The sequence below is a fragment of the Nonomuraea salmonea genome (assembly GCF_042428605.1).
Lineage (GTDB): Bacteria > Actinomycetota > Actinomycetes > Streptosporangiales > Streptosporangiaceae > Nonomuraea > Nonomuraea salmonea.
The window spans coordinates 434,647-454,979 of record NZ_JBHMCF010000046.1 but is presented as its reverse complement, the minus strand read 5'-3'; the positions used below and the strand labels follow the sequence as shown (position 1 = coordinate 454,979).

The following is a 20,333-nucleotide window of genomic DNA, read 5'->3' as shown; positions in this document are numbered from 1 at the left end:
CCTTCCTACGGTGAAGCGGCCGGTGGCGATCGACTTCTGCCGGGGTGGACATCGAGCGGGCGCTGCGCCCACCTCCGATGCGGGCCTCCGGCACCGGACAGCGGCGCCGCAGGAGGCTCTCCATGGGTATGGCAGCACGACGCCGGATGGCGATCGTCACCTTATCGGTCCTCGCGCTCGCGGGTCTGCCGGCCATGACGACACCGTCGTACGCCGACCGCTGGGAGCCGCCGGAGCCGCAGCGCGACCTGATCGTGGCGAGCGAGCCGATCCCCGTAGGGGAGCGGCCATCGGACCTGGCGGACAAGAGCGCGCTCAAGGAGCCGCCCGAGGTGGTCTGGCCCCGGTCGGCGACGATGGACACCGCTCCGGCGCGTACGGGAGCCGCGCTGTCGCAGGTGTCCGGCATGCCGGTGCGGGTAGGGCCGGCGGAGGACGGCACGGCTCCGGCCCAGGTCCGGGTGGAGCTGCTCGATCGCCCCGGCGAGGATCCGCTGGTGCCGCTGCGGGTGACCCGATCGGACGGCGGGCCGACGGGGGCGCCGCTGACGTTGGAGTTCGACTACTCCGCTTTCCGGCACGCCTACGGCGGTGACTGGGCGGCGCGGCTCCGCCTGGCGGAGTTGCCCGCCTGCGGTCTGGCGCAGGGCGCGGCGGACTGCCCTGCGCCCACGCCCTTGGAGACGGCGAACGACGTCACGGCGGGCACTCTGAGGGCCGAGGTCTCCGCCGCGCCCGCGGGCTCGGGCGGCGGCCTGTACGCGGTGCTCGCGGCGCCGTCGGGCAGCACGGGCACCTTCACCGCGAGTTCGCTGTCACCCACCGCCAAGTGGCAGGTCAGCACTCAGACCGGTGACTTCGCCTGGTCCTACCCGCTGCGCACGCCGCCGTCGCTGGGCGGCCCCACCCCGCAGCTGGCCCTCAGTTATTCGTCAGGCGGCGTGGACGGGCGTACCGTCTCCACCAACAACCAGCCGGGCTGGGCCGGCGAGGGGTTCGACTTCACACCGGGCGGCTTCGTCGAGCGCCGGTACAAGTCGTGCAACGACGACGGTGTCACGCCGAAGAACGGCGAGCAGTGCTGGGGCGGCGACAACGCGGTCCTGATGCTCGGCGGCAGGTCCACCGAGCTGGTCCGCGACTCCAAGACCGGTACGTGGAAGCCCAAGCTCGACGACGGCTCCCGGGTGCAGAAGCTCACCGGCGCGACGAACGGCGACAACGACGGAGAGCACTGGAAGATCACCACGGCCGAGGGCATGCAGTACTTCTTCGGCGTGAACCGGCTCCCCGGCTGGACCAGCGGCAAGCGGGAGACGAAGTCGGCGTGGACGATGCCGGTGTACGGGGACGACGACAAGGAGCCGTGCCACGCGTCGACCTATGAGGGGTCCTGGTGCCAGCAGGCGTACCGGTGGAACCTCGACCACGTCATCGACACGCACGGCAACACCCTGAGCTACTTCTACGCCCAGGAGATCAACCACTACGGGCGCAACGTCGAGAAGGCCGACGAGACGCCGTACGTGGCGGGCGGCCATCTGGAGCGCATCGAGTACGGGCAGCGCGCCGGCCAGGTGTACACCACTCAGGCGACCGCCCGGGTCAACGCGCACGTGGCGGAACGCTGCCTGCCGACCTCGAGCTTCGACTGCGCCCCCGACAAGCTGACGGCGGGCAACGCCAAGCACTGGCCGGACGTGCCCGCCGACCAGATCTGCCTGGCGGGCGAGGACTGCGAGAACTACTCGCCGACCTTCTTCACGCGCAAGCGGCTGGCCAAGGTGACCACGCAGGTGCTCGACGGCGGCGCGTACAAGGACGTCGACTCCTGGACGCTGACGCACACCTTCCCCAAGCCCGGCGACGGCATGAGCGCCGCGCTGTGGCTGGCGAAGATCCAGCACACCGGGCACGTGGGCGGCACGCAGTCCATGCCGGCCGTCGACTTCGACGGGGTGGAGATGCCCAACCGGGTGGACGGGCGTGAGGGCATAGCGCCGATGATGAAGTGGCGCGTCCTGAGCGTGAACAACGAGAGCGGCGGGCGGCTCACCGTCAACTACTCCAAGCCGGAGTGCGCCCGCGGGGCCACGCCCCAGCCGCACGCCAACACCAAGCGGTGCTTCCCCACGCATTGGGCTCCGGAAGGGGCGAGCGACCCCTATCTCGACTGGTTCCACAAGTACGTCGCCGTACAGGTGCTGGAGTCCGACCTGACCGGGGGTTCCGTCACGGTGCGCAGCGACTACGCCTACCCGCCGGACGGAGCCGCCTGGGCCTACGACGATCAGGAACTCGTACCGGCGGAGCGGCGCACGTGGTCGCAGTGGCGCGGCTACGAGCGGGTTCAGGTGACGCGGGGTGAGGAGCCTGACCGGCGGATCGCGACCGAGCACCTGTTCTTCCGCGGTCTGCACGGCGACAAGCAGCCGACCGGCACGCGCACCGCGTACGTCACCGACTCCCAGGGCACGAGGGTGCAGGACCACTGGCGGCTCCAGGGCTTCGAGCGCGAGACACGGTACCTGCTGGGGCCGGGCGGCCAGGAGCAGTCCGGCACGATCAACGACCCGTGGCTGTCCGGCCCGACCGCCGAGGGCGGCGGCGACGAGGCGTACCTGCTGGACACCGCCAAGGTGCGCAGCCGCGCGAAGCTGAGCACCGGTGGCCTGCGGCTGATGGAGACCCGGCGTTCGTACGACTCGACCGGCGCGGTCACGCAGGTCGAGGACCTGGGCGACACCGGCACCGCCGCCGACGACCGGTGCACCCGCTACACCTACGCCCGCAACACCTCGGCATGGATCCTGCACCTGCCGAGCCGCATCGAGACCGTCGCGGTGACCTGCTCGCAGACACCCCGGCGACCCGACGACGTGGTCGGGGACGCCCGCATGTCCTACGACGGAGGGGCGTACGGGGCGGCGCCGGCCAAGGGCGACCAGACCCAGGTGGAGGAGCTGGACCACTACGCCGACGGGCAGCCGGTGTACGTCCCCGTCTCCCGCACCGCCTACGACCAGTACGGCCGGCTGACCGAGAGCGTGGACGCGACGGGCAGGAAGACCGGCACCGCCTACACTCCGGCGACCGGCGGCCCGGTCACGAGCGTGGCCACCACCAACCCGCTGGGGCACGTCACGACGACGTGGCTGAAGCCGGAGTGGGGAGCCATGACGGCCGAGGAGGACCCGAACGGCCGCCGCACCGAGCTGGCCTACGATCCGCTGGGCCGGCTGGCGAAGGTCTGGCTGCCGGGCCGCGCGAGCAGCCAGAGCCCCAGCGGCGAGTTCTCCTACCAGGTGCGGACCGACGGGCCCGTCGTCGTCACCACCAGGACGTTACGCCCGGACGGCGGCCACACCGTCGGCCACGAGCTGTACGACGGCCTGATGCGGTTGCGCCAGACACAGCTGCCCGGCCACGGCGGCGACTGGCTGCTGGGCGACACCGTGTACAACACCCTCGGTCAGGTGGCCAAGAAGAACGATCTCTATGCGAGCACCGGCCCGCCCGCCACGGCGATCCTCGGCGTGGCCGACAGCGCGGTGCCCGCGCAGACCGTCTACGAGTACGACGCGATGGGCCGGCAGAGCGCCGAGGCGCTCATGGTGCTGGGCCAGGAGAAGTGGCGCACCACGACCACCCACTTCCCCGATCGCGTCGACATGGACCCGCCCGCGGGCGCGACGCCGATGACGAGCCTGCTCGACGCCCAGGGCCGTACGGTGGAGCTGCGCCAGTACAAGGGCCAGTCGCCGACCGGCGACCACGACGCCACCCGCTACACCTACGACCGCAACGGCCTGGAAGCGAGCGTCACCGACGCGCAGGGCAGCGTCTGGCGTACCCATTACGACCTGCGTAACCGGGTGACGAAGCTGGAGGACCCGGACCGGGGCACCACCACCTTCGGCTATGACGTGCTCGGCCGGACCACCAGCACGACCGATGCCCGCGGGCGTACGCTCGCCTTCGTCTATGACCGGCTGGACCGGCAAGTCGCCACGCACGAGGGCTCGTCGTCCGGGGCGAAGCTCACCGAGTGGACCTACGACACGCTGCCCGACGGCACCTCGGTGAAGGGCATGCCGGTCTCGTCCGTACGGCACTCGGGCGGCCAGTCCTACGTGACCCGGGTAGACGCCTACGACGAGCGGTACCGTCCGACGTCCATCACGCAGGTGATCCCGTCCTCGGAGGGCGGGTTGGCGGGCAGTTACACCGTGGAGCCGCGCTACAACGACGACGGCACGGTCCGGTCGGTGAAGTACCCGGCCGCGGGCGATCTGCCGGAGGAGACCGTCCGCACCACGTACACGGCGCTCGGCCTGCCGGTGCAGACCCGCTCCAGCCTGGCCACATACGTCAACGACACGCTGTACAGCAGGCACGGCGAGCAGCTCCAGGTCCGCTGGGGCGCCGAGGGCTCGCAGGTGCTGCACGACTACACCTATGAGGTGGGCACCCGGCGGCTGCTGCGGCACATCGTCGATCGGGAGACCGCCGGCCAGGTCCGGCAGGCGGACGTCAGGTACTCCTACGATCCGGCCGGCAACATCACCGGGATCGCCGACACGCCGCCGGTCGCGAACGCGGCCTCGGACGTCCAGTGCTTCACCTATGACTACCTGCGCCGGCTGACCGGGGCGTGGTCGGCCACGGACGGGTGCGCGGCCCCGCCTGGCCTGGCCGTCGTGGGCGGGCCGGCGCCGTACTGGCACTCCTACACCTACGACCGCAGCGGCAACAGGCTGACCGAGACCCGGCACGCCGCGGGTGGGGGCACCACCAGCACCTACACCTATCCCGAGGCCACACAGCCGCAGCCGCACGGGCTGCGGCAGGTGACCACCACCGGCCCGGACGGCGGCCGGCTGGACAGCTACGCGTACGACGCCTCCGGGAACACCATCCTGCGCAAGCTGGGTTCGGCCGAGCAGCGGCTGGAGTGGGACACCGAGGGCAACCTGGCCAAGGTCGTCGAGGCGGGCGGCACCACGTCGTTCCTCTACGACGCCGACGGCAACCGGCTGATCCGGCGCGACCCGGCCGGCACGACGCTCTATCTGGCGGGGATGGAGGTGCGGCTGGCGAAGAACGCCACGTCGCCCACGGCGACCCGGTTCTACGCGCACGGCGACGAGCCGGTCGCGGTGCGGACCGGACGCGCGCTCACCTGGGTGGTGGGGGACCACAACGGCACGGGCCGGCTCGCCATCGACGCCGAGACCTTGGAGGTCACCCGGCGGCACTTCGACCCGTTCGGCAACCCCCGCGGCACCGCGCCGACTTCGTGGCCATCGGAACGCGGCTTCATCGGCGGCACCTCCGACCCGACCGGGCTCACCCACATCGGGGCACGCGAGTACGACGCCTCGATCGGCCGGTTCGTCTCCGTCGACCCGCTGCTGGAGCCGGACGACCCGCAGAACCTGAACGGCTACGCCTACAGCGACAACAGCCCCGTCACCTACACCGACCCTTCGGGCCGTGCCGACCTGTGCGGCCACAATCCGGGGGACTGCCAGGACGGTCCACCCGGCGGTGGCCAGGGCGGCGGCTCGGGCAGTGGCTCCGGCGGGTCCACGCCACCTCCTCCGCCGCCACCCGGCGGTCCCAGCCAGAAGGACCAGGACGAGGCCAAGAAGACGATCAACAAGTCCTGGACCGACGTCGCGATCGAGGCGGGCGGCGAGATCATCAAGGATCTCATCGGCTACACCGATGTCCGCGACTGCCTGCAGGGCAACCTCGGCTCCTGCGCCATGGCCATCGCGGGTCTGGTGCCCGCCGTCAAGATCGGCAAGGCCCTGAAGGCCGCCTACAAGGCGGCGCGCGCCGTCCTGCGCTGGCGGGAGCGGCTGAAGTGGGCGCGCCGGGTCCAAGGGGAGGCGGAGGAGGCCGCGGAGGCACTCGCGAAGTACCAGGACGATCTGGCCAAGTGGAAGAAGGCCCAGGAGGCGTCGAAGGCGACCAAGCGGCCACCGGCGGGCGGCGCGGCGGGTGACGGCAAGAATCGCCTGGTGCCCGGCGGCGACATCGTCAAGCTGCCGCCGACGCGCGGCCGGGGCGGCACCTGCCCCACGCGTAACAGCTTCGTGCCCGGCACGACGGTCCTGATGGCGGACGGGTCCCGCGTCCCCATCGAGCAGGTTCGGCCGGGTGACGAGGTGGTCGCCACGGACCCGCGTACCGGCGAGACGAGCACGCGGACCGTCACCGCCACCATCGTCGGCGACGGCGCCAAGCACCTGGTCGACGTCAGCGTGGACACCGGCGGCGAGACCGGGATGGTGACCGCGACCGACGGTCATCCCTTCTGGGTGGACTCGCGGGGACAGTGGGTGGACGCGGCCGACCTGCGGGTCGGGGACACGGTCCGCACGCCCGAGGGGCGGTCGCTCGCGATCACCGCCCTGCGGGCGTACACCGAACGGCAGCGCGTGCACAACCTGACGGTCGACGGCGTGCACACGTACTACGTGGCCGCCGCCGACGACCACGTCCTGGTGCACAACTGCTGGCGCGGCGGCCACGAGGGCAAGCACCGGTTCGTCCGGGGCAAGCACCGCGACCCGGACGGCGCGCGCTCGAAGAACCGTGCCTACAAGGGCCGCCACCATGAGCCCCCGATCCCGCTCGCGACCAGGATCTCGGTCAAGGTCACCTACGAGATCCTCTACGGCCAGCCGTCGAAGTACGGGCGTGATCCGAACAGGGAGGCGCAGGGCTTGGCGGATCGGGTGAACAACGCGAAGGATTGGATGGAGATCCTCGTCGACATCTTCAACTCCATCCGCTGGTGAGCTCCCGGTAGGCCGGCGGCCGGTGGCGTGACGCCACCGGCCGCCGTGTCGGCGTGTCGAGACCGTGTGGGCAGGACTCCGCTGTGTATCAACCCTGTATCGAACAGGGCGGTTCCCGGCGATCACCGGCGCCCCGGAGCGACCCGTGCGTTCATGCTGAGGAGGGCTGCGGGCGGGCGCCCGCCCGCAGCCCTCGGTCAGGACGTCCGCCGGCCGGTTCGGAGAAGGAGCCGCGATGGAATTCAGGGTGCTGGGGACGGTGCAGGTGCTCGACGGCGGGCAGGCGGTGCCCGTCGCGTCCCGGCGCCAGGAGCAACTGCTGGCGCTGCTCGTCTGCCGCGCGGGACGCGCGGTCACGACCGAGACCCTGATCGATGAGTTATGGCCGGAACGGGCGGGACCGGCCACCGGCAAGAACCTGCAGGTGCTCGTGCACCGGTTACGCAGGACGCTCGGGGACCCCGGCCGTGTCGTGCTCGACCGCTCCGGCTACCGGCTGCGTGCGCAGGTCCAGGAGGTGGACGCCTGGCACTTCACCGACCTCGCCGAGCACGGGCAGTCCGCGCTGCGGCGGCACGACGCCGCCGGCGCGGCCGACCTGCTCGGGCGGGCGCTCGCGCTGTGGCGCGGGCCGGCGTTCTCCGGGCTCACCGAGGTGGGCGCGCTCGCCGACGCCGCGGCGCTCCTCGAACGGCAGCGCCGGCAGGCGCTCACCGCGCGCATGGACGCGGAGATGGCGCTCGGCCGGCACGCCGAGATCGTGCCCGAGGCGGCGGCGCTGCTCGCCGAGGACCCGCTCGACGAACCCGTGGCCGCCCGTCTCATGACGGCGCTGCACCACTCGGGGCAGCGCAAGGAGGCGCTGGAGGTGTACCGGCGCACCAGGGCGGTGCTGGTCCGCGAGCTCGGTGTCGAGCCGGGCCCACAACTCCGCGGCCTCGAACAGGCCATCCTGCGCGGCGACGCCGAGATCGGCCCGCCACGCCGCCCGGCCGAGGCGCCGGGCCTGCTCCCGCCCGCGGTGCCTGACCTGACCGGGCGGGAGGCGGAGCTGGACCGGCTGAGCGAGATCCTGGCCGGGCGGCGCGCCGGGCCGCCCGTGCCCTGCGTCATCTCCGGCATGCCGGGTGTCGGCAAGAGCGCGCTGGCCGTCAGGGCCGCCCACGACCACCTGGCGTCCTTCCCCGACGGCCAGCTCTACATCAACCTGCGCGGGGCGGGCGCGCGGCCGGTGCCGCCGCACGACGCGCTCGCCAGGTTCCTGCGCGCCCTGGGCGTGAGCGGCGCCTCGATCCCGGAGAGCACGGACGAGCGGGCCGAGGTCTACCGGGCGCGGCTGTCGGGAAAGCGCGTGCTGGTGGTCCTCGACGACGCCGCCGACGAAGGGCAGGTGGAGCCGCTGATCCCGGCCGGCGCCGGGTGCGCCGTGCTGATCACGAGCAGGGCGGCACTGACCGCGCTGCCGGGGGCGTACCGGCTCGCCCTGGGGGTGCTGGGCGAGGACGAGGCCGTCCGGCTGCTCAGCACGATCACCGGCCGTCCCTTCGCGGACGCCGACGCGGACGGCGCCGACCGGCTCGCTGCGCTGTGCGGGCGGCTGCCGCTGGCCCTGCGCATCGCCGGCGCCCGGCTGGCGGCCCGCCCCCACTGGTCGATCGGCCGGCTCGTGGAACGGCTCGCCATCGAGCATCACCGACTGGACGAGCTCACCCACGGGCCGCTGTCGGTGCGGGCGAGCCTGGCGCTCGGCTACTCCGGCCTGGACGAGCCGGGCCGGACGCTCCTTCGCCGGCTGGCGCTGCTGGACACGCCGGTCTTCGCGTGCTGGAGCGCGGCGGCCCTGCTCGGCGTCGACGTCAGGGCCGCCGGGGGGATCCTGGAACGCCTGCTCGACGCCCAGCTCGTGGAGTACGCGGGCGTCGACGGCATCGGCGAGCCCCGCTACCGCCTGCACGACCTCGTCCGCCTGCACGCCAAAGAACGGCTGGCGGCCGACGAGCCGGAAGGCGAGGGCGACGCGGCGACGATCCGGCTGCTCGGCTCCTACCTGGCACTGGCGGAGCAGGCGCACCGGAGGCAGTACGGCGGCGACTACACCGTGCTGCACGGCGACGCGCCGCGCTGGGATCTGGACGCGGCGACCCTCGACCGGCTGCTGGCCGACCCCGCGGGCTGGCTGCGCAGCGAACGGCTCGGGCTGCTCGCGGCCGTCGACCAGGCCGCCCGGCTGGACCTCAGCGAGACCTGCTGGGACCTGGCGCTGACCGCGGTCACCCTCTTCGAGGCGCAGTGCCACTTCGAGGATTGGGAACGCACCTCGGAGACCGCGCTGGCGGTGGCCATGCACGCGGGCGACGTGCGGGGCGAGGCCGCGATGCGTCATTCGCTGGGTTCCCTCGATCTCTTCCGCCAGCGTTACGCCGCCGCCAAGCCGCATCTGGACGCCGCCGTCGACCTCTTCGCGGCGGTGGGCGACCGGCACGGGCAGGCGCTGGCCCTGCGCAACGCGGCGCTGATCGACCGGATGAGCGGGGCTCCCGATACGGCGCTGGGCCGCTACCGGCGGGCGCTGGCGATGCTGCGCGAGGTGGGTGACCGGCACGCCGAGGCGCACGTGCTCGGCAGCATCGCGCAGATCCACATCGATCAGGGGCGGACCGCCACGGCGGCGCCACTGCTCGCCCAGGCGCTGGCGATGTACCGGGAACTGCGCGACCAGCGCGGAGCGGCGCAGATCCTCAACCGCACGGGGGCGATGCACCTCGGCGAAGGGCACGCCGCGGCGGCCGAGGCCGCCTACCGGGAGGTCACCGCGACGGCCCGCGCCAACGGCGACCTCATCGGCGAGGCCCACGGCCTGCTCGGCAGCGGCGAGGCCAAGCTGATGGCCGGCGACCTGCCGGCGGCGGGTGACCTGCTGGACGCGGCGCTCGCGCTGGCCACCGAGGTCGGCGAGCCGTACGTGACGGCCCGCGCCCGCCTGGCGGCAGGGCTGCTCGCCACCGAGCGGGCCGAGCACGAGCGCGCCCTCGGCCTGCTCGCGGCGGCGCGGGCCGAGTTCGCCGCCTTGGACATGCCGGTGTGGCGGGACCGGGCAGGAAAGGCGCTCCAGGCGCTCGGCGAGCGGCAGGCGGATCCGCACTGAGCACGGTTTCGTGGCCGCCCGGGCTCCTATGCGCGGCCCCAGCCGTCGAGCGGCCTGGTCCAGTGGCTGTCGGTGCAGCCAGGGCCCCCGTCGTCGTCGCCCGTGCCACCGTCGCCCGTGCCACCGTCACTCGTGCCACCGTCGCCCGTGCCACCGTCGCCCTCCTCCCCGGCGTCGCCCCCGCCTCCCGGCTCGTCGGGGCACTCGTTGCCGGGTGGCGGTGGCGGAATGGCGGCCGCGCTCGTGGCTCCGCCGATCACCAGGGCCAGTGCGAGTAAGAGGGCTTTGAGTGCGTTCATGTTCTTCTCCGGTTCGGCTCGAACGGTTTCATTGCTCCGCGAGGTCGGCGATCTCGTCCTCGGTCAGGACCCCCGAGTAGGCGCGTACGTCGTCGAGATCCATCCTGATCGAGTCCACTCCGCCCTGCCCGCCCATGATCAGCTGCTGCCCGACGTACGGGGCGCTCCGGTTGGTCGCCGTGTTCTGCAGGACTCCGTCCACATAGAGCCGCAGCTCGCAGGTCCCATAGTCGTACGTCGCCGCCAGGTGGGTCCAGGCGCCGGCCTCCGCCGGGGCGTCCGACCGCACGGTCACCGCGGACGCGCCTCCGTCGGAGGTCCGCATCGTCACGGCCCAGCGGTCGGACCCTTGGTCGTAGACGAGCTTGAAGGCGCCGTGGTCCAGCACCCGGTGGGAGGAATGCTTGGTGCCGACGATGCGGGCCCAGGCGGCGACCGTGTAGCTGCGGTCCGTGCGCAGGATGGGCCCGGCCGTCTGGACGAAGCCGCTCGGCACGGCCGCGACGCCGGCCGTACCGGCGGGAGCGGAGACGTTGGGCAGGCCGGTGCCCACCGCGCCGCCCAGCCAGCCCTCGTAGCGCATCACCGCGCCGTTGAACTCGGCGTGGCGGCCACGCCCTGAGGAGTCGAGCGCGGTGGTGCCGCTCGGCTCGTCGAACCTCCAGTGTCCCTCCGCCACGACCGGCCGGCTCGCGAGCGTCGCGGCCTCGGCGGGATAGACCACCCGGTCGTAGACGCGCACGTCGTCCACCTCGCCCCACCACGGGACGTCGGGGTTCTTGCCCCTGCCGATGTTGAGCACGCCCGTCGCGTTCCAGGGGGCGGAGTGCGTGCTGGTGATCGCCTGCGGGCGGCCGTCCACGTACAGGCCGATCGTGCCGGTGGCCGCGTCGAAGGTGCCCACGAGGCGGGTCCAGTTGTTCATCGCCGGGGGCCCGTCGGAACGGGCCATGTGGTACGTGACCGGCTCGGCGGTGTCGGCGGAGGCCATGACCATCGCCCACCGGTCGAACGTCGCGTTGTACATCAGGTGGAAGCCGTCGCGGTGAGCGCCGTCCACGCTCAGCACGATCCGGTTGTTCGTCTTGTCCGTGAGCCGCACCCACGCCGCGACGCTGAAGTTGCGGTCGGTCCGGATCAGCCCCGTGCCCTGAGAGTGGAAGCGGCCTCCCTTGGCCATCCGCACCCCGCCCTTGTCCCAGCCCCTGGTCCAGACCGGCCCGTCGGCGGGCACCGGGGCCGCGACCCGAGTGGCGTGGTGGCCGTTGCCGGAGGAGTCGGCGGCGGCGTCGCCGGTGGTCTCGTCCAGCCTCCAGTGGATCATCGGGGCTTTCGCCGAGCGCACGCTGAACTCGTAGCGCCGGTACGGGCCGAGGTGGCCGGCCTTGTCGCGGCTCCACACGTAGAGGGTGTTGAGCAGGTTCCGCGACGGTGTCGCCTTGATCACCGCGGTGCCGCCGGCGGACACCGGCACGACGGTCGCGGTGCCCGGCTCGTCGTCGTTCAGCGCGTACAGGAAGGCGCCCACGTCGGTGTCGGCCGGGTCCGCGCGGAAGATGAAGGTGCCCATGACGCCGACACCTCCGGCGGGAACGGGGTCGCCGCCCTCAGGCGTCTCCGGGTAGTCGGCGGAGGTGACGGAGGGCGACTTCGACGGTCTGCTCGTGTCCACGATCAGGTCGCACCAGGGCGACCAGTCGCTCGTGCCACTGGTGGCGGTGCCGTCCTGGCCGCGTACCCGCCAGGAGACCCTGGCGCCGTCCGCGAACGCGCCGGCGGGGATCGGGGCGGTCACGGGCGTGCCGCTGGCGACGTAGGCGGTGTAGCGCTCGCCGACCTTGGCGCCGCCGGTGTGCCACTCGAAGTGCGCCCGGACCGTCTGACCCTTGGAGCCGTCGGCGTCGTTGACGCGTGCCCGCAGCGTGGGCGCCGGCGTGGTGACGTACGGCGCCGCCGTGCCCGTGGCGCACGGCACCCCCTGCGCCGAGCCCACCATGGCGGAGCGCTGGTCGGGCACGTTCGGCTTGGTGTTGTAGGTGATCTCCAGCACCGGGTTGTTGCGGAACTTCTTCCAGCCGAACGTGTCGCTCTCGCTGGAGGCGCGCAGGCCCAGGGTGAGGTCCGCCCACTTGCCGGCGGCCGCCGTGGTCACGATCGAGGTGGCGTTGAAGTCGACCCCGCCGTCGTTGCAGCTGGAGTTGTAGCCCTTGGCGACGGTGACGGTGGCGACCCGTGTCCTCCAGCTCGGCTGGGCGTTCCACGTGGTGCCCGTCCCTATGGTGCCGGTGTGCCACAACTCCACCGGCCGCGCCGAGCAGGACCAGGAGTACACCTCGTACGTACGGAACGTCGCCCTGATGATGTGCTTGCCGTTGACCGGGGCGGTGTTCATCCGGAAGAAGGACCGGTAGGTGTCCTGGGTGGGTCCTGAGGGCACGTTCGGGTCGTTGTAGTAGCCGACCCTGGCCACGTCTTTGCTGCCGTAGTACCGGGTGCTGCTGAAGTGCCGGGAGACGAAGGCGAAGGCGGCCCGGCCGGCGCCGTGCATCGGCGGGTCGATGTACACGGGATAGGTCAGGCCGGGGGCGCTCAGGAAGTCGCGGTCGGGGGTGAGCACGAGAGTGCTCCCCTCCATGCGCGCGGCGACCGCGGCCGTCGCGTCGCCGGTGCGCGGCCCGACGAGGCGGTCGCCGATCTCGGTCGCCGAGCCTGACGAGTCCCACATCTGCGGCGCGTTCCCGTGCATGGCGACCTGGCCCGTGTCGTCGAGCACGGTGAGGTTTCCCGTCTTGTCGATGTGCAGCGAGCCGCCGGTCACCTGGGTGCCGAGGCGGATGTCGGCCAGGTCCTCCTGGACCGGGCGGCGCAGCACGAGAACCTGGGAGAAGCCGTCGGGTCCCGCCGTGAGCGTCAGGTCGACGCCGGGCAGCACCTCGGGGTAGGTCGCGACCGCGCCGCTCAGCGTGGGCACGGGCAGTGGCGCCGGCCACGTGTACGCGATCGACACACCGCCCTTGGCCGCCCGCACCAGCGGCCCGGAGCCGCCTCCCGAGAAGGCCAGGTCGATGTCGGCGACGGCGGGCGCCACCGTGCCGTCGGGCCGCCGCTCCAGGGCCGGGTCGATGTCCACCCATGCGGAGCCCTTCAGCGCGGACGTCGGCAGCGCCGAGACGACCATGCGCTGGTTGCCGTCCGGCTCGGCGAAGATCCGCGTCGTGGACGTCCGGCTGGACATGATCTCCACCGGCTGCCCGAGCTCCTTGGCCCTGCTCATGGCGGAGGACTCGTCGTCGGGTGGCGGCAGGCGTAAGGCGGCCGCCGCGTCTCCCCCGCTGATACTCTCCGCCGCCGGCAGGCCCACGACGAGCCCGACGATCAGCGCAACGACCATGACCATCACTCGAAGCATCCTGTCCACCCCTGACCCGCCCGTCCGTCCCGGCCGTGCCAACGTAGGAAGGGCCGGTTACACGCCGGTTTCACGGCCGGGCCCCCTCCGGCCGGGAGCGTAGGATCGCGGCTGTGATCGTCGATGCCGATGAGGTCGTGGGGCTCGCGCAGCGGTTGGTGCGGGTTGAGTCGTGTAATCCGCCCGGTGACGAGGCTCGGGTCGCGCGCGTGCTGGTCGAGGTCGCCGGGGCGGCGGGGCTGGAGGTGCGGGCGGACGAGGTGGCGCCCGACCGGACCAACGTGACCGTCCGGTTGGCGGGGGCCGGGGAGGATGCGCGGGCTTTCGTCTACTGCGGGCACCTCGACACCGTGACGGTCGGGTCGGCTGCCTGGACGCGGGATCCGTTCGGTGCGGAGATCGCGGACGGGATGTTGTGGGGGCGCGGGGCCGTGGACATGAAGGGCGGGCTGGCGGCGATGCTCTCCGCGATGGTCGCCATCAAGCGGTCCGGTCGCCGGCTGCCGGGTGATGTGGTGCTGCATGCGCTGGTCGGTGAGGAGGTCGACTGCGCGGGGGCGCGGCGGCTGCTGGCGTCCGGGGGCATGACCGGGGCGGGGTGGATGGTGGTCGGTGAGCCGACCGGGATGCGGGTGGTGGTCGCGCACAAGGGGTGTGTGCGGTTGCGGGTGGTCGTTCGCGGGACGGGAGCGCATGCGTCGCGTCCCGACCTCGGGGTGAACGCGATTCTCAACATGGCGCGGGTGTTGCCTGAGCTGGCGGCGGTCGATGTGTCGGGGCCGTCGCATCCGTTGCTCAGCGGGGCCACGTCCACGCCGACCGTGATCAGCGGGGGTAGCGCGCTGAACGTGGTGCCCGACGCCTGCGCGGTGGACTTCGACATCCGTACGGTGCCGGGGCAACACGCCGGCGAGCCGGCGGCGCGCTTCCAGGCCGTGCTGGATGAGGCGGCGCGGCGCGACCCGGCGTTCCGTGCCACGGTCGAGGTGACCTATGACCGTTCCCCGGTCTCCACGCCTGTCGATGATCCGCTGGCCGGAGCGGTGCAGGGGGCGGCGGAGGAGGTGCTGGGGCGCCGGCCCGAGGTGGGTGGCGCCGCCTACTTCACCGACGCGTCGGTGTTGCAGCCGCCGACCGGCGTCCCGACGGTGATCTTCGGGCCCGGCGACGTCTCCCTGATGCACCAGACGGACGAGCGGATCGGCGTCGGCGAGCTCGCCGACGCCGCCCGCGTCTACGCCGCCCTGCCGTTCACGGTGTGGTGACCGTCGCTTCGGCCTGCCAGCAGTGCGTCCAGCGGCCCTCGCCCAGCTCGGTACGTCCCGGCACCTCGGTCGAGCAGACCGGCAGCGCCACCGGGCAGCGGGGGTGGAACCGGCAGCCGCTCGGCGGGGCGATGAGGCTGGGCGGCTCGCCGTGCCGCTTGCCCGCGGGGGCCGCCATCCGGTCGGGGTCGGGGGCCGAGTCCAGCAGCAGCTGCGTGTACGGATGCCGCGGCGACTGCGTCAGCTCCTCGCTGGGCCCGCTCTCGATGAGCCGCCCCGCGTACATGACCGTGATGTCCTCGGCGAAGTAGCGGGCGCTGGCGATGTCGTGCGTGATGTAGAGCAGCGCGAGATCGTTGTCCCTGGCCAGCCCCTCCAGCAGCCGCAGGACGCCGAGCCTGATGGAGACGTCCAGCATGGACACGGGCTCGTCGGCGATGAGCGCGACGGGACGGACGGCGAGCGCCCGCGCGATCGCCACCCGCTGCCGCTGCCCGCCGGACAGCTCGTGCGGCATCTTGTCCATGAACTGCTCGACCGGCGTGAGGCTGACGCGTTCGAGCAGCTCGGCGACCTGCTCGCGCTCCTCGGCGTCGGTGCGGGCATGGCCGTGCAGTCGCAGCGGCCTGGCCAGGTGGTAGCGGACGCGGTGGAAGGGGTTCAGGGAGGCGAAGGGGTCCTGGAAGATGAGCTGGACCTGGCGCCGGTACTCCTTGAAGGCGGCGCCGCGGTGGGCGCGTACCGGCTCGCCGCGCAGCAGCACCTCGCCCGACGTGGCCGGATAGACCTGAGCGAGCAGCCGCGCGACCGTGCTCTTGCCGCAGCCGCTCTCCCCGACCAGCGCCGTCACCGAGCCGGCGCGCAGCGCGATCGAGACGTCCTCGACGGCCCGCACCGGCGGGCGCTTGCCGAAGCGGCCGCGCGGGCCGCGGGCGGCGGTGAAGTGCTTGGTGAGGTTACGTCCCTCCAGGACGATCATGTCCGTGTTCATGACAGGCCCCTCCCGTCGTTGAGCAGGCACGCGACCTCGCCGTCCGTCCCGGCACGAAGCACGGGAAGAGTCTGCGAGCACTCCTCGAACGCCTTGCCGCACCGGGGGTGGAAAGCGCAGCCGGGCGGCGGGCTGCGCAGGTCGGGCGGGGTGCCGGGGATGCCGAGCAGCTCCTCGCGCGGCCCGCGCAGGCGGGGGAAGGAGCGCAGCAGGCCCAGCGTGTACGGATGACGCGGCGACCGGTGCAGCGCCTTGGCCGTCCCGGTCTCCACGACCCGGCCCGCGTACATGATGGCGATCCTGTCGGAGATCTCCATGAGCAGCGACAGGTCGTGGGTGATGAAGACGACCGCGAAGCCGTACTCCTCGCGCAATGCCTTGATCTCGGCGAGGATGTCGCGCTGCACGACCACGTCGAGCGCGGTCGTCGGCTCGTCCATGATGATGATCTCGGGGTTGAGCGCGAGCGCGATGGCGATGGCGGCGCGCTGGCGCATGCCGCCGGACAGCTCGTGCGGGTAGGAGCGGCGGCGGTCGGCGCTGATGCCGACGCGCTGCAACAGCTCCACGGCCCGCTCGGTGCGGTCGGAGCGGGACATGCGGGGCGCGTGGATGCGCAGCACGTCGTCGATCTGGGCGCCCACGGTGCTGACCGGGTTGAGGGAGTTCATGGCGCTCTGGAAGACGACGGCCAGCTCCTTCCAGCGGAAGGCGCGCAGCTCGTTCCTGCCGAGGGCGAGCACGTCCACGGCGGTGCCGTCCTTGCGGCGGTAGACGACCGACCCCGAGGTGACGGTGGCGGGCGGGCGCAGCAGCCGCGCCACCGCGTTGGCCAGCGTGGACTTGCCGCTGCCGCTCTCGCCCGCCAGGCCGAGGATCTCGCCGCGGCGCAGGTCGAGCGAGACGCCCGACACCGCGTGCACGGCTCCGGTGCCGGACAGGTAGTCCACGCCGAGGTCGCGGACTTCCAGGACGTTCATGCGCGTGCCTTCCTGGGGACCTTGATCGTGCGCAGCCGCGGGTTGGCGATCTCGTCGATGCCGAAGTTCACCAGGGCGAGGCCCGTGCCGATGAGCGCGATGCACAGGCCGGGCGGGATGAACCACCACCAGGCCCCGATGAGCAGCGCCTGCCCGTTCTGCGCGAAGTACAGCATGCTGCCCCAGCTCACGGTGGACAGGTCGGCCAGGCCCAGGAACGACAGCCCGGCCTCGGCCAGGATCGCGGCGACCACGGTGGCCAGGAAGCTGGTGGCGATGACGGGCAGCAGGACCGGCAGGATCTCGAAGAAGACGATCCGCAGCGGTCCTTCGCCGCTCGCCCTGGCGGCCTGGACGAAGTCGCGGCGGCGTACCGACAGGGTCTGGGCGCGCAGGACGCGCGCGCCCCACGCCCAGCCGGTCACCGCGATCACCACGGCGACCGAGGCGACGCCGCGCTGCGGCAGGTAGCCGGCCAGCACGATGATGAGCGGGAGCGCGGGCAGCACGAGGAAGATGTTGGTGAGCACCGACAGCGCCTCGTCCACGGCGCCGCCGACGTACCCGCCGACCAGGCCGACCGCGACGGCGAGCACGGTCGCGATGAGCGCCGACAGCACGCCGACGCCGAGCGAGACGCGGGCGCCGTAGACGAGCTGGACGAGGATGTCCTGCCCGGTCTGGGTGGTGCCGAGCCAGTGCTCGGCCGACGGGCCCTGCAGCCCGGCGTCGCTGGTGGCGGCGGGATCGGCGCCGATGAGCAGCGGCCCGAGGACGGCCACCAGCGCGAAGAAGACGAGGATCCCGGCCCCGATCTTGATCTTCATTCCGACTCCTGCCTGGTCCGGGGGTCGAGCACCACGTACGCGAGGTCGGCCAGGAAGTTCGCGACGAGCACGGCCAGCGAGATGACCAGGAAGATGCCCTGCATGAGCGGGAAGTCCTCGTTCTCCACGCCCTTGAGCAGCATCGAGCCGATGCCGGGATAGGAGAAGACGATCTCGGTCAGCACCGAGCCGCCCACCACGAAGCCGAGTGACAACGCGAAGCTGGTGATGTTGGGCAGGATCGCGTTGCGGGCGGCGTAGGCCCACATGACCCGGCGCGAGGTCAGGCCCTTGGCCTCGGCCATCACCACGTAGTCCTCGCCGAGCGTGGTCACCATGACGTTGCGCATGCCGAGGATGCGGTCGGCCATGGAGGCGATCACGATGGTGATCGCGGGCAGCGCGGCGTGGTAGAGCACGCTCTGGATGAACTCGCCGTCCCAGCCGGGCGTCACCTCCAGCCCGTACGCGCGGCTGACCGGGAACCACTGCAGCGTCACGCCGAAGACGAACACCAGCGCCAGCGCGACCCAGAAGTACGGCACCGCGTGCATGAACGTGGCGGCCGGCAGCACGCCGTCGAGCCAGGTGCCACGCTTCCACGCCATGATCACGCCGAGCGCGGTGCCGATGAGGTAGCTGATCAGCGTGGCGACGCCGACGAGGCCGATGGTCCACGGCAGGCTGTCGGCGATGACCGTGGAGACCTCGGTGGGGAAGAACGTGATCGACCGGCCCAGCTCGCCGTGGGCGAGGTTGACCAGGTAGTCCACGTACTGCTGCCACAGGCCGGCGTCGCTGATGCCGAACGCCTTGCGCATCGCGTCGATGGCGGCCGGCTCCACGTTCCCCTTCATGCGGGCGACCAGCAGCTCGACCGGATCCCCCGGCATGAGCCGGGGGATCAGGAAGTTGAGCGTGATGGCGGCCCAGGCCGTCAGGAGGTAGAAGCCGAGCCGCCTGGCCAGGAACCTCACGTGCCGGCCGGCTTCAGTCTCAGCAGCACCACGGCCGCGTCGGGCGAGGTGTAGGGCGACGGCATCGCGTACGGGTCCTGCTCGGACGGCCAGCCGACGTACTTGTCGGTGCGGTACTGCGCCCAGGACGGGCTGTAGAACAGCGGCAGCGCGGGCAGCTTCTCCACCATGATCTTGCCCAGGCCCTGGGTGGCGGCCTGCTGCTCGGCGAGGTCCTCGGTGGCGGCGTACTCGGCGATGAGCTTGTCGGTCGTCTCGTCCTTCCAGCGCTGGTAGTTGCCGGTGGCCGGCTCGCCGACGGGCGTGGCCAGTTTGCCGTAGAGCAGCGTGCGGAGCTGGAAGTACGGGGTGGGCCCGGCCTGGGTGCCCCTGATCGACAGGTCGTAGTCGCCCTTGCCGACCTTGGAGACCCAGTCCTGGAAAGCCACTCCCCTGGTCTCGACGGTGATGCCGATCTTGGCGAGGTCCTCGCGGATGAGCTGTGCGGCGTTCACCCAGTCGGTGTACGGCGACGGCACCAGCAGCTGGAACTTCAGCTGCGCCGGGTCGATGCCCTTGAGCAGCTCCTTGGCCTTGGCGATGTCCACCTTGAAGGCGGCGTCGCGGTACTCCTCCGGCACGTACGCCTCGCCGCCCGGCATCGTCACGCCGGTCGGGTGGGCGACCGTGGTGTAGCCCCGCTCGGCCACCTTGACGATCTTGTCCCGGTCGATGGCGAGGCTGATGGCCTGGCGCACCTCGGGCTTGCCCAGCACCGGGTGGGTGAGGTTGGGCAGCAGGTTGACCAGGCCCTCAGGCGGGAAGAAGTACTTGTTCTGCTCCGGCTTGCCCTGCACGTAGATCTTGTCGATGTCGGGCACGAACGCGCCCGCCCAGTCGACCTCGCCCTGCTGCAGCGCGGTCTGCAGGGCGTTGGCGGTGTACGCGGGGAAGCGCAGCACCGGCACCTCGGGCTTGCCGGGCTGCCAGTAGGACGGGTTCTTGACCAGCTCGTACAGCTGGGAGGAGAACTTCGACAGCGTGTAGGGCCCGGTGCCGACCGGCTTGGGGTTGGTGAAGGTGGCCGGGTCGTTCTCCTTCTCCCAGATGTGCTTGGGCACGATGGGCGAGGCGCCGGCGATGTCGTACAGCTTGGCGTAGGAGGTGGCGCCGAAGTCGATGCGCACCTTGTCGGGCGCGAGCACCTCGGTGCCGGCGATGTCCAGCGCGCTCCTGTTGAGCGAGGCGTGCTTCTTCAGCATGTCGAAGGTGAACGCCACGTCGTCGGCGGTGAACGGCTGCCCGTCGGACCACTTCACGCCCTGCCGCAGCGTGAAGGTGACCGCCTTGCCCTTCTTCGACCACTCGTGCTCCAGCGCCAGCCAGGGCGTGACCTCGCCCGGCTTGAGCTTGTTGAAGTACATGAGGGTCTCGTGGATCATCCCGCTGGTCCCGAAGTTCACGCCTTCGAGGTGGTACGGGTTGAAGTCCTCCTGGAACGTGCCCGCGTCCACGGCGTGGATCACCAGCGGCGGCGCGTCCCCGCTCTTGGCCGTGCCGCCACCGCCGCCCCCGCCGCCGGAGCAGCCCGCCAGGGCCAGCGCCAGCGCGGCCGCCATCGCCACTGCCCTGCTCACTGGCCTCATCAC

Annotated in this window: 10 protein-coding genes; 3 read left to right on the top strand and 7 right to left on the bottom strand. The window is 72.0% G+C overall.

Annotated elements, in window-relative coordinates; all coding sequences use genetic code 11:
• Positions 1-128: 128 nt before the first annotated feature.
• Both ACFFR3_RS42440 and ACFFR3_RS42435 read left to right on the top strand, forming a co-directional pair.
• Complete coding sequence (locus ACFFR3_RS42440) at positions 129-6,812, top strand: polymorphic toxin-type HINT domain-containing protein (RefSeq protein ID WP_379484981.1); 6,684 nt, start codon at positions 129-131, stop codon at positions 6,810-6,812.
• 235 nt (positions 6,813-7,047) lie between these two features.
• Positions 7,048-9,957, top strand: coding sequence for an AfsR/SARP family transcriptional regulator (locus ACFFR3_RS42435; protein WP_364381780.1), 2,910 nt, complete (start codon positions 7,048-7,050; stop codon positions 9,955-9,957).
• 26 nt (positions 9,958-9,983) lie between these two features.
• Here the strand turns inward: ACFFR3_RS42435 and ACFFR3_RS42430 are convergent, their stop codons facing one another.
• On the bottom strand, positions 9,984-10,256 hold the full coding sequence (locus ACFFR3_RS42430) for a hypothetical protein (protein WP_379484980.1): 273 nt from the start codon (positions 10,254-10,256) through the stop codon (positions 9,984-9,986).
• Between the two features lie 28 nt (positions 10,257-10,284).
• On the bottom strand, positions 10,285-13,653 hold the full coding sequence (locus tag ACFFR3_RS42425) for a LamG-like jellyroll fold domain-containing protein (RefSeq protein WP_379484979.1): 3,369 nt from the start codon (positions 13,651-13,653) through the stop codon (positions 10,285-10,287).
• 125 nt (positions 13,654-13,778) lie between these two features.
• Between ACFFR3_RS42425 and ACFFR3_RS42420 the strand changes: the two genes are divergently transcribed.
• Positions 13,779-14,930, top strand: a complete 1,152-nt coding sequence (locus ACFFR3_RS42420; RefSeq protein ID WP_364381771.1) for a M20 family metallopeptidase — start codon at positions 13,779-13,781, stop codon at positions 14,928-14,930.
• On the opposite strand, the gene ACFFR3_RS42415 is transcribed toward ACFFR3_RS42420, so the two are convergent.
• From ACFFR3_RS42415 to ACFFR3_RS42395, 5 genes are read right to left on the bottom strand one after another with little or no spacing between them, the layout of a single operon-like run.
• Positions 14,917-15,921, bottom strand: coding sequence for an ABC transporter ATP-binding protein (locus ACFFR3_RS42415; protein WP_364381768.1), 1,005 nt, complete (start codon positions 15,919-15,921; stop codon positions 14,917-14,919). The two genes, ACFFR3_RS42420 and ACFFR3_RS42415, sit on opposite strands and share 14 nt — an antisense overlap.
• A complete protein-coding gene (locus ACFFR3_RS42410) occupies positions 15,918-16,901 on the bottom strand; it encodes an ABC transporter ATP-binding protein (RefSeq protein ID WP_345404915.1) in 984 nt (327 codons plus the stop codon). Before ACFFR3_RS42410 ends, ACFFR3_RS42415 begins: the two co-directional genes overlap by 4 nt.
• Positions 16,898-17,728: an ABC transporter permease gene (locus tag ACFFR3_RS42405; RefSeq protein ID WP_345404912.1), complete on the bottom strand. Its 831-nt coding sequence runs from the start codon at positions 17,726-17,728 to the stop codon at positions 16,898-16,900. The genes ACFFR3_RS42410 and ACFFR3_RS42405 overlap by 4 nt, the downstream gene beginning before the upstream one ends.
• Positions 17,725-18,705, bottom strand: coding sequence for an ABC transporter permease (locus tag ACFFR3_RS42400; RefSeq protein WP_345404909.1), 981 nt, complete (start codon positions 18,703-18,705; stop codon positions 17,725-17,727). Before ACFFR3_RS42400 ends, ACFFR3_RS42405 begins: the two co-directional genes overlap by 4 nt.
• The gene (locus tag ACFFR3_RS42395; protein ID WP_364381763.1) at positions 18,702-20,321 is read right to left on the bottom strand and encodes an ABC transporter substrate-binding protein; all 1,620 of its coding nucleotides are present in this window, start codon (positions 20,319-20,321) and stop codon (positions 18,702-18,704) included. The genes ACFFR3_RS42400 and ACFFR3_RS42395 overlap by 4 nt, the downstream gene beginning before the upstream one ends.
• Positions 20,322-20,333 lie beyond the last annotated feature (12 nt).

Coding starts and splice junctions, on each gene's coding strand:
- ACFFR3_RS42440 (WP_379484981.1), top strand. CDS start 129: ATGGCAGCACGACGCCGGATGGCGATCGTCACCTTATCGGTCCTCGCG.
- ACFFR3_RS42435 (WP_364381780.1), top strand. CDS start 7,048: ATGGAATTCAGGGTGCTGGGGACGGTGCAGGTGCTCGACGGCGGGCAG.
- ACFFR3_RS42430 (WP_379484980.1), bottom strand. CDS start 10,256: ATGAACGCACTCAAAGCCCTCTTACTCGCACTGGCCCTGGTGATCGGC.
- ACFFR3_RS42425 (WP_379484979.1), bottom strand. CDS start 13,653: ATGGTCATGGTCGTTGCGCTGATCGTCGGGCTCGTCGTGGGCCTGCCG.
- ACFFR3_RS42415 (WP_364381768.1), bottom strand. CDS start 15,921: ATGAACACGGACATGATCGTCCTGGAGGGACGTAACCTCACCAAGCAC.
- ACFFR3_RS42410 (WP_345404915.1), bottom strand. CDS start 16,901: ATGAACGTCCTGGAAGTCCGCGACCTCGGCGTGGACTACCTGTCCGGC.
- ACFFR3_RS42405 (WP_345404912.1), bottom strand. CDS start 17,728: ATGAAGATCAAGATCGGGGCCGGGATCCTCGTCTTCTTCGCGCTGGTG.